1 protein-coding gene is annotated in these 10,942 nt (G+C 63.1%); it reads left to right on the top strand.

Translation table 11 applies throughout. The annotated features are described in order from the left end of the window. Positions 1 to 10,941 (top strand): non-ribosomal peptide synthetase, encoded by a 10,941-nt coding sequence (locus CS390_RS12960; protein WP_099774853.1) that lies wholly within the window; start codon positions 1 to 3, stop codon positions 10,939 to 10,941. Position 10,942 lies beyond the last annotated feature (1 nt).

Below are 10,942 nucleotides of genomic sequence, written 5' to 3'. Positions count from 1 at the left end.
ATGCTTGACCAGACTGTCGCGCTAGAACTGGCACAGCGCTTCATGGCGCTGCCCGGTGAGAAACGTCGGGTGTTTTTCCAACGCTTGGGGGAACAGAACCTTAACCTCAACCTGCTGCCGATCCCTGCGGGGATCGGTGCCCACAGTGGGGTACTGTCATACGCGCAGCAACGCCTGTGGTTCCTCGCACAATTGATGCCGCAGAGCAGTGCCTACAACATCGCCGGTTCGCTGCGCCTGAGCGGCACACTGGACCGTGCCGCCCTGCAGCGTGCGTTCGAGCGGATCGTTGCGCGTCATGAAACACTGCGCAGCCGTATTCAGCGTGGTCACGATGATCAGCCACAGTTGATCGTGCTGAACCAGCAAGCGCTGGACATCCGCGAGCAGGACCTGTGCGATTTGCCGGCCGCTAAACGTGAAGGCGCTGCGCGAGACGCGGCCATGCTCGAGGCCCTGACGCCGTTCGACCTTCAACACGACGCGTTGCTGCGGGTTGGCCTGCTGCGTCTGGCCGATGACGAGCATGTGCTGTTGGTAACCCTGCACCACATCATCGCCGATGGCTGGTCAATGAAGGTACTGATCGACGAGTTCGCCAAGGCCTATGCGGCGTTCAGCGCCGGCAGCGAGCCTGAGCTCCCGGCCTTGACGATCCAGTACCGTGACTACGCGTTGTGGCAGCGCAGTTGGCTGGAAGCGGGGGAGCAGGATCGCCAACTGGCCTACTGGCGGCAACAACTGGGTGAGCGTCAGCCGATGCTCGAACTGCCCGCCGACCACCCACGCCCGGCAGTGCGCGATTACCGTGGCAGCAAACATGCGCTGGTCGTACCGGCCGCGCTCAGCGATGAACTGCGTCAGTTTGCCCAGCGTCACGGCTGTACGCTGTTTCAGGTGCTGCTCGGGGCGTTTCAGGTCCTGTTGTATCGCTACAGTGGTCAGCGGGACCTGCGTATTGGCGTGCCTATCGCCAACCGTCAGCGCCTGGAATGTGAAGGGTTGATCGGTTTCTTCGTCAACACCCAGGTGTTGCGCAGTGAAGTGGACGGCGAACAGGGCTTCGCCCACTTGCTTGAACAGGTCAAGCAAGCCGCCCTTGGGGCACAGGCACATCAAGACCTGCCGTTTGAGCAACTGGTCGAAGCGTTGCAACCTGAGCGCAGCTTGAGCCACAACCCGCTGTTCCAGGTGATGTTCAACCATCAGCGTCGTGACCTTGATGCCCTGGCTCGGTTACCGGGGCTGCGTGTCGAGCCGTTCGAGCGTGAAAGCCGTAACGCGCAGTTCGACCTCAACCTGGACAGTGAGGAGGACAGCGCTGGCGTCTTGCGGCTGACCTTCGGCTACGCCACTGACCTGTTTGACGCGGCCAGTATTGAGCAGCTCGCGCGACACTTCCTGCGCCTGTTGCAGGTGCTGCCGCAGACCCCGGATTGTGCACTGGACGCAGTGCCATTGCTCGACGAGGACGAGCGTCGCAGCATCGTGGCCTTGGCCAATAACACCCGCAGCTTCCCGGAACTGACAGCGGTGCACCGCCTGATTGAAACCTGCGCCGCACGCCAGGGGGATGCACCTGCGCTGGTTGCCGAGGGCACAACCCTGAGCTTTGTCGAGTTGGAGCAACGGGCCAATCGTCTGGCGCATCGGCTGCTAGCGCTGGGCGTTGGCCCCGATGCGCGGGTGGGGGTCTCGCTGGAGCGTTCACCCCATCTGCTAGTGGCGTTACTCGCCGTGCTCAAGGCCGGTGCGGCCTATGTGCCGCTGGACCCGGAGTTCCCGGCGGGGCGCCTGGCCTACATGATCGAAGATTCTGGCCTGGAGCTGCTACTGACCAGCACCGTGGTCGCAGAGCGCCTGAACGTGGCGCAAGGCATCCAGGCCTTGCATCTGGACACACTGGACCTTGGCGCAGAGCCGAGCACGGCCCCGAACATTGCCGTGGCTGAGGAGCAGTTGGCGTACGTCATCTACACCTCGGGCTCCACCGGCAAACCCAAGGGGGTGATGGTCCGTCATGGCGCATTGAGCAACTTCCTGCAATCGATGGCCGAGGCACCGGGCATCGCTGCCGGTCAGTCCTGGCTGGCGGTGACCTCGCTGTCGTTCGATATCGCCGCGTTGGAGCTGTACCTGCCGCTGACGCGTGGCGCCTGCGTGCTGCTGGCCAGTGCCGAACAGGCCCGCGATGGCCTGGCGCTGCAAGCCGCGCTGGAAAAGGCCGACGTCATGCAGGCAACCCCGGCGACATGGCGCATCCTGCTGGAAAGCGGGTGGCAGCCGTCATCGCGCCACACCCTGATCTGCGGGGGAGAGGCCTTGCCGCGCGATCTGGCCGAAGCGCTGGGCAGTAACGGTGCCCGGCTATGGAACCTGTACGGTCCCACCGAGACCACCATCTGGTCCACCGCGCAAGCGATGCGCGCCGTCAGCCCGGCGAACCAACCCATTGGCCGGCCCATCGCCGCGACCTCGACCTATGTACTCGATGCGCGTCTTGAGCCGGTTGCAGTCGGCATCACCGGAGAGTTGTACATCGGCGGCGCAGGCCTGGCCCGTGGTTACCATCAACGCCCGGACCTGACCGCCGAGCGCTTTGTGCCAGACCCGTTCGGTGAGCCGGGGGCGCGTTTGTACCGCACAGGCGATCTGGTGCGCTGGCGGCGCGATGGCGTCCTGGAATACCTCGGACGTATCGACCATCAGGTCAAGGTTCGCGGCTTCCGCATTGAATTGGGTGAAATCGAAGCGCAACTGCTGGCCAACGCCGAGGTGCGTGCTGCCGTGGTGCTGGCCCGAGAAGCCGCCGCTGGCACGCGCCTGGTCGGTTATGTCGCGGCTTCAGCGGGGGAAACGCTGGCCGAAACCCTTAAAGCCGAACTGCGTCGCAGCCTGCCCGAGTACATGGTGCCCGTGCAGATCGTGGTGCTGGAGCAACTGCCGCTGACACCCAATGGCAAGATCGACCGGCTGGCCTTGCCTGAGCCGGTATGGCAGGCCCGCGCATGGCGAGCCGCCGACAGCGAGCCTGCGATCAGCCTGGCCGGGATCTGGGCGCAGGTGCTGGGTGTTGAACGGGTAGGGCTGGACGACAATTTCTTTGAGCTGGGTGGCCATTCGCTGTTGGCAACCCAGGTGATCAGCCGCATTCGTCGACAACTCAAGCGTGAAGTGCCGTTGCGCTGCCTGTTTGAAGCCGCTGACCTTTCCGGCTTTGCCAGCGCTGTCGCACAGTTGCCTGAACAGGTTGCGGCGCAGGCACCGTTAAGGGTTGCACCTCGGCCATCGGTGTTGCCGTTATCGGCCGCACAGCAACGCCTGTGGTTCCTCGCGCAGATGGAGCCTGATAGCGCGGCCTACAACATTCCGGCTGCGCTGCAACTGCAGGGCACGCTTGATCATCAGGCGCTGCAGCAGGCGTTCGACGCGCTGGTGGCGCGTCATGAAAGCCTGCGCACACGCTTTGCGCTCGACGCCGCTGGCCAACCGCAGCAGCTGATTGATGAGCCTCGACCTATTTCCATCACCCGTGTACCGATGCATGGGCAGTCGTTCACCGCCGTGCTCGAAGAAGCCCGGCGTGAAGCCTTGCGCCCGTTTGATCTGGGCAATGGGCCATTGTTGCGCGTTACCCTGCTGGAACGTGCGGACGACCGCTGGGTGTTGCTGGTGACCCTGCATCACATCATCACCGACGGTGCCTCGATGGGCATTGTGATCGACGAGTTTGCCGAACTGTATCGCGCCGCCAAGGAGCACCGCGCCGCGCGTTTGCCTGCGCTTTCTCTGCAGTATGCCGACTACGCGCTGTGGCAACAGCAGCGGCTGGACGGCCCACAGGTCGCCGAACAACTGGCGTACTGGTGTGACAGGCTGGGCGGCGAGCAGCCGTTGCTGGAGTTGCCGCTGGACCATCCGCGCCCGGCAATGCCGAGTCTGCGCGGTGCCAAGCATGTACTGACCTTGCCACCCGCCTTCGGCACACGCTTGCGCGCATTGGCCGGGCAGCACGGGGCATCGCTGTTTCAGCTGCTCCTGGCGTCCTATGCCTGGCTGCTGTATCGGCACAGTGGCCAGCGTGACCTGCGCATCGGTATTCCTCAAGCCAACCGTAACCGGTTGGAACTCGAAGGCCTGATCGGCTTTTTCGTCAACACCCAGGTGCTGCGTATTCAGGTCGATGGGCGCGAGGGCTTCGCGCAACTGCTGCAGCAGGTCAATGCCCTTGGCCTTGAAGCCCAGGCGAACCAGGACGTGCCCTTTGAGCGGCTGGTGGACGCGCTGCAACCGGAGCGCAGCCTGAGCCGTACGCCGTTGTTCCAGGTGATGTTCAACCATCAGCGTGAAATCGCAGAGGGTTTACGGCAGTTGCCAGGCTTGAGCGCCGAAGTGCTGCCTAACCGCGTGGGTAACGCGCAGTTTGAACTGATTCTGGACAGCCTGGAGGCGGCGGACGGTTCATTGCAGTTGAGTTTTACCTACGCCGTCGAACTGTTCGAAGCACGGAGCATTGCCCGCCTTGCTGAGCGCTTCGAGCGCTTGCTTGGGCAACTACTGGCCCAGCCTCGCGCACCGCTGGCAGGCCTGGACCTGCTACTGCCCGCCGAGCGTCAGCTACCGGCAGTCGCCAGCCGCTACAGCGGTGCACTGCCCATTCATCAGCGCATCGCGCAACACGCGGTTGAGCGGCCGGATGCGGTGGCACTGGTCTGGGATGAGCACGGTAAACGCTTGCACATGAGCTTTGCTGAACTGGATGCGCACAGCAACCAGTTGGCGCAGCGCTTGCTCCGTGACGGGCTGCAGCCGGAGCAGCCCGTGGGCGTGTTGCTGCAGCGCACGCCACGCGCCTTGATCGCCATGCTGGCCGTGCTCAAGGCCGGCGCTGCCTACCTGCCGCTGGACCCTGAATTGCCGGTCGAGCGCCTGACGCTTATGGCCCATGAAGCCGGTCTTGAGTGGGTGCTGGCTGAAGCGCTGACCGAGATGAGCCTGCCGACGGGTATTGGCGCCTACGTGCTGGACCGGATGGACCTGCAACATGAATCCAACAGCCAACCCCAGGTCACGGTGCATTCCGGGCAGTTGGCCTACCTGATCTATACCTCCGGTTCCAGCGGCAAACCCAAGTCCGTGGCTGTCAGCCATGGTGCATTGGCCGGTCACTTGGCGGCGATGCAGGGTATCTATCAGGTGACGCCGGATGATGCGATGTTGCTGTTCGCCTCGCTGGGCTTCGATGCCGCCGCCGAGCAGTGGTTGCTGCCGCTGGCCGCTGGGGCACGGGTGGTGATGCGCGGGCAGGATGTATGGGGCATCGAGCGTTTGTTGCAGGTGCTGGACAGCGAGCGGGTCAGCCTGCTTGATCTGCCGCCGTCCTATGCCCAGCAGTTGGGCGACACCCTGCGCAGTGAACCGCGGAAGCTGGCGGTTCGCCTCTGCACCTTGGGTGGTGAAGCGGTGCCAACGCAAATCCTGAGCCTGCTCCAGCAGACGCTGGGTTGCCAGTTGATCAACGGCTACGGCCCGACCGAATGCGTCATCACGCCGATGCTCTGGCAGGCCGATGGTCGGCCGTCAACGCGCGCCTATGCGCCATTGGGTGATGTGGTCGGGGCGCGTCAGGCGCATATTCTCGATGCCGACCTCAACCCGGTTCCGACGGGCGTGATCGGCGAGTTGTATATAGGGGGCGAAGGGCTCGCGCGAGGTTACTACCAGCGCCCGGACCTGACCGCCGAACGTTTTATCCCCGACCCGTTCTCGAACACCGGTGGCCGTCTGTACCGTACTGGTGACCGTGTGTGCCGTCGTCATGACGGGCAACTGGAGTACCTGTGCCGTATCGACCAGCAGATCAAGTTGCGCGGTTACCGCATCGAACTGGGTGAAATCGAAGCCTGCCTGCTGGCCCATGCTGCGGTTCGCGAAGCGTTGGTAGTGGTCAATGGCAAGCATCTGCTGGGCTATGTGGTCGCTGCGGCGGATGACAGCCTGGCTGAAACCTTGCTCGCTGAATTGAGGCAGCAACTGCCGGACTACATGGTGCCGAGCAAGATCCTGGTGCTGGAACGCTTCCCGCTGACCCCCAATGGCAAGGTGGACCGCAAGGCCCTGCCGGAGCCGGTATGGGAGAGCCTGGTTTATCAGGCACCGGGCACGCCGGAAGAACTCGCACTGGCCGTGATCTGGCAACAGGTGCTGGGGCTGGAGCAGGTCGGGTTGCACGATAATTTCTTCGAACTGGGTGGCGACTCTATCGTTTCGATCCAGGTGGTTAGCCGTGCGCGGCAGGCCGGTTTGGCACTGACGCCCAAAGACCTGTTCCAACACCAGACCCTGCAAACCCTGGCGCGTGTGGCCAAACCGCTGGAAGGTGGGTTGGCCATTGACCAAGGCCCGGTCAGTGGCGCAGTGCCGCTGACGCCGATTCAGGCCTGGTTCTTTGAACAGCCGATTCCTCAGCGGCACCACTGGAACCAGTCGGTGCTGCTCAAGGCCGCGCAACCGCTGGACAGCCAGGCGCTGAACCGCGCCTTGCAGGCCTTGGTGGCGCACCATGATGCCTTGCGCCTGAGCTGTCAGCAGGAGGGGAACCGCTGGGTTCAACACCATCGAGCCCCGAACGAGCAGGCCTTGCTGTGGGAGCGCGAAGCGTCTTCTGCCGCAGAAATCACCGCCCATTGCGACGAAGCGCAAGGCAGCCTCAGCCTGCAAGACGGCCCACTGTTGCGCGCCGTGCATATGCGGCTGGCCGATGGAACGGCCCGCTTGCTTCTGGTGGTGCATCACCTGGTGGTTGATGGCGTGTCGTGGCGCATCCTGCTGGAGGACTTGCAGCAGGCCTACGCCGGGTTACCGTTGCCGGCCAAGACCAGCGCCTACAAGCACTGGGCCGAACATATGGAAGCCTTTGCTCAAGGTGAGGTACTGCAAACGGAAGTGGCCTACTGGCAACAGCAGCTTGCGGGGCCCATGGATCAGTTCCCGGAGGACGGCACCCCCGGCGGCGGTATCGAAAGCCTGACCCTGACCCTGGACAAGGCCCGAACCGCCCAGTTGCTGAAAACCGCGAACACGGCGTACCGCACGCGCATTGATGAACTGCTGCTGACGGCCCTGGCCCGTACCTTGTGTGACTGGAGTGGGCAGCCCAGCGTGCTGATCGATCTGGAAGGGCATGGCCGCGAGGCGTTGTTTGATGGCCTCGACCTGACCCGTACCGTCGGTTGGTTCACCAGCCTGTACCCGGTGCGCCTTGGCGCTCACAGCGATCTGGCGACGACGCTGAAGGCGAGCAAAGAGACCCTGCGTCAGGTGCCGCATAAAGGTGTTGGTTATGGTGCCCTGCGTTACTTGGCAAGGGCCGAGCAGTTGCATGAGTTGCCTGCGGCACAGGTCACCTTCAACTACCTGGGGCAGTTCGACACCAGCTTCGGCGCCGATGACCTGCTGCACCCCGCCAGTGAATCGGCAGGGGTGGAGCAGGGGGCAGGTACGCCCCCATTGGCTGCGCTGGAAATCAACTGCCAGGTGTATGCCGGCGAGTTGCGCTTGAGTTGGCGCTTTGACGCTGCCCGTTTCAGTCGTGCCCGGTTACAGGTGCTGTTGGACGATTACCAGCGCGAACTCATCCGCTTGCTTGATCACTGCATGAGCCCAATGGCCTGCGGTGTGACGCCCAGTGATTTCCCACTGGCGCAACTGACCCAGGCGCAACTCGATAGCCTGGCCGTCCCGCCACGTCAAATTGAAGACATCTACCCGCTGTCGCCTATGCAGCAAGGGCTGTTGTTCCACTCATTGTTTGCACCGCACGCCGGTACTTACATCAACCAACTGTGTGTTGATATCGACGGCCTGGATGTCGAGCGTTTCCGCGCCGCCTGGCAGGCTGCACTGGAGCGTCACGCGATCCTGCGCACGGGCTTTGCCTGGCAAGACCTGCCTGCGCCGGTACAAGTGGTTCATCGTCATTTACAGGTGCCGATGCAGGTGCTCGACTGGCGTGAACGCGCCGTTGACGAGAAGGCGCTGGTACAGGTGGCACGCGAAGAGCACGCCCGTGGCTTCGATTTGCAGCACGCACCCTTGCTGCGCTTGTGCCTGGTGCGCGTTAGCGACCAGCGTCATCGACTGATCTGGACCAGCCATCACCTGTTACTCGATGGCTGGAGCAACGCCCAACTGATTGGCGAGGTACTTCGCCACTACGCGGATCCCTTGGCACTGAAACCGGTCAAAGGCGGTTTCCGTGACTACATCGACTGGCTCCAAGAGCAGAATGTTGAGGCCAGTGAGCACTTTTGGCGTGCACGGCTGGCGCCACTGGACGAACCGTGCCTGTTGGCCAGTGCTGTCTCCCAGAGCCAGGAAAGCGGTTATGGCGCATGCGCACGGGGGCTTACCAAAGACGAAACACATCGTCTGCGCGAATTTGCACAGCGCCAGCGGATCACGCTCAACACCTTGGTACAGGGCGCATGGTTGCTTTTGCTGCAGCGCTACACCGGTCTTGAGCATGTGTGCGCCGGCGTCACCGTAGCGGGTCGCCCCACGCAGCTGGAAGGGGTCGAGTCCTGGCTGGGCCTGTTCATCAACACATTGCCGGTTATTCAGCAGCCGCTCGCCGAACAGGCGGTGGGCGACTACTTGCGCGCCCTGCAAACCGACAACCTGGCCATGCGCGAGCATGAACACACGCCGCTGTACGTGATACAGGGCTGGGCCGGGCAAGGCGGGCAAGCGCAGTTCGATACGCTGGTGGTGTTCGAAAACTACCCGGTGGATCAGGCGTTGCGCCAGCATCAGGACCAGGCCCTGCAGTTCGGCCCTGTCGATCAATTGGAGATGACCAACTACCCATTGGCCCTGACCGTTAACCTGGGTGAAGCGTTGGCGTTTTCCTGTAGCCATGACCGTGCAGCATTCGATGACACAACCGTGCAGCAGCTGATGGCACAACTGTGCTGCTTGATGCTCGGTATGGCCCGTGATGCTGCGCAACCGCTTGGGCGGCTGGAGCTGAATGATGTCACCGCGCGTCAACAACTGGTGCACTGGAGCGCGGTGCAGCAACACTTCCCGGCGTTCGTGCCGATCTCGGCCCGTATTGCCGCGCAGGCGGCGTTGCGCCCTGACGCCGTGGCGATCCGTCATCAGGGCGTCAGCCTCTGCTACGCCGAGCTGGAACAGCGTGCCAATCAACTGGCCCATCGCTTGGTGAGCCTCGGTGTGGGCAGCGATGTACTGGTCGGCGTGGCCCTGCCACGGTCGCCTGAACTGATCGTCGCCCTGTTGGCTGTGCTCAAGGCGGGTGGTGCCTATGTGCCGCTGGATCCGGACTACCCGGCGGAGCGGCTGGCCTACATGGTCGAGGATTCCGGCCTGCACCAGGTCATCAGCCTGTCCAGCCTGGACTTGCAGTTGCCGGTACAGGCATTGGCGCTGGACACCCTGGACCTTTCTGCAGAGCCATGCAGCGCACCACAGGTGACTATCGACCCGGAACAACTGGCCTATGTGATCTACACCTCGGGCTCGACCGGCCAGCCGAAAGGCGCGCAGCTAACCCAGCGCAACGTCGAGCGGTTGTTCCAGGCCACCCAGGGCGATTTCGGTTTCAAGCACGACGACATCTGGACCCTGTTCCATTCCTACGCCTTCGATTTCTCGGTGTGGGAGATTTTTGGCGCCCTGGTGCACGGCGGTGCTTTGGTGATCGTGCCGTATTTCACCAGCCGTTCACCGGAAGACTTCCTCAAGCTCCTGAGCGAAGAGGGCGTGACGGTGCTGAACCAGACGCCATCGGCGTTCCGTCAGTTGATCCCTCTGGCGCAGAAAAGTACGGCGCCGCTGAGCCTGCGTTACGTGATTTTTGGCGGCGAGGCATTGGAACTGGAAAGCCTACGGCCATGGTTCGAGCGCTACGGTGATCGCCAGCCGCGCTTGATCAACATGTACGGCATCACCGAAACCACGGTGCACGTGACCTACCGCGAAATCACCGAGCGAGACCTTGCTCACAAGGGACCGAGCCCGATTGGCCGACCGTTGGCCGACCTCAGCCTGCACGTGCTGGATGCGGCCCTCAACCCGCAACCGGTCGGCATTGCCGGTGAGCTGTACGTCGGTGGTGCCGGTTTGGCCCGCGGCTACCTGAACCGCCCGGAACTGACCAGTGAGCGTTTCATCGCCAGCCCGTTCGATGCCAGCCAACGTCTGTACCGCAGCGGCGACCTGGCCCGGCGACTGTCCGATGGCAGCCTGGAATACCTGGGGCGTATCGACCAGCAGGTGAAGATTCGCGGTTTCCGCATCGAGCTGGGGGAAATAGAAGCGCAGTTGCAAAGCCACCCGCAGGTCAACGAAGCGGCGGTGCTGGTCAAGGAGGGCGCCGGTGGCCCACGGCTGGTGGGTTATGTCGCCAGCTCGGCGCCGACGATTCAGGACGAGCTCAAGGCCCACCTGCACGAACGGCTGCCGGAGTACATGGTCCCGGCACAGATCGTGGTGTTGCCGACGTTGCCACTGACCGCCAACGGCAAGCTCGACCGTCGCGCGCTACCCGAGCCGGACGCTGCTGCAGGCCGCGAGTACCGGGCGCCGCAGACCGATACCGAACAGGCCATCGCCCGTATCTGGGCGCAGGTACTGGACGTGGAGCGTGTAGGCCTTGATGACCACTTTTTCGAACGGGGCGGGCATTCCTTGCTGGCGGTACAGACCGTTTCACGCCTCAAGCGTGAGTTCGATCTCGACGTTGGTGTGCGCGAGCTGTTCGAACACCCACAGCTTGAGGCCTTCGCCCGTTATGTCGAGGCATTGCGCCCTTACGCCGAGGCTGCGCGCCAAGAACTGCAAGACGATATCCATGCGGCATTGGCGGAACTCGACGGTCTTTCGACTGAAGAACTTGAAGCCCTGCTGGCGGAATAGG

Source organism: Pseudomonas sp. HLS-6 (assembly GCF_002753995.1).
Classification (GTDB): Bacteria; Pseudomonadota; Gammaproteobacteria; order Pseudomonadales; family Pseudomonadaceae; genus Aquipseudomonas; species Aquipseudomonas defluvii.
This window is presented reverse-complemented; position numbering and strand designations above follow the sequence as displayed.

Excerpts from the sequence above, each read along its gene's own strand:
- CS390_RS12960 (WP_099774853.1), top strand. The coding sequence starts at position 1 with ATGCTTGACCAGACTGTCGCGCTAGAACTGGCACAGCGCTTCATGGCG.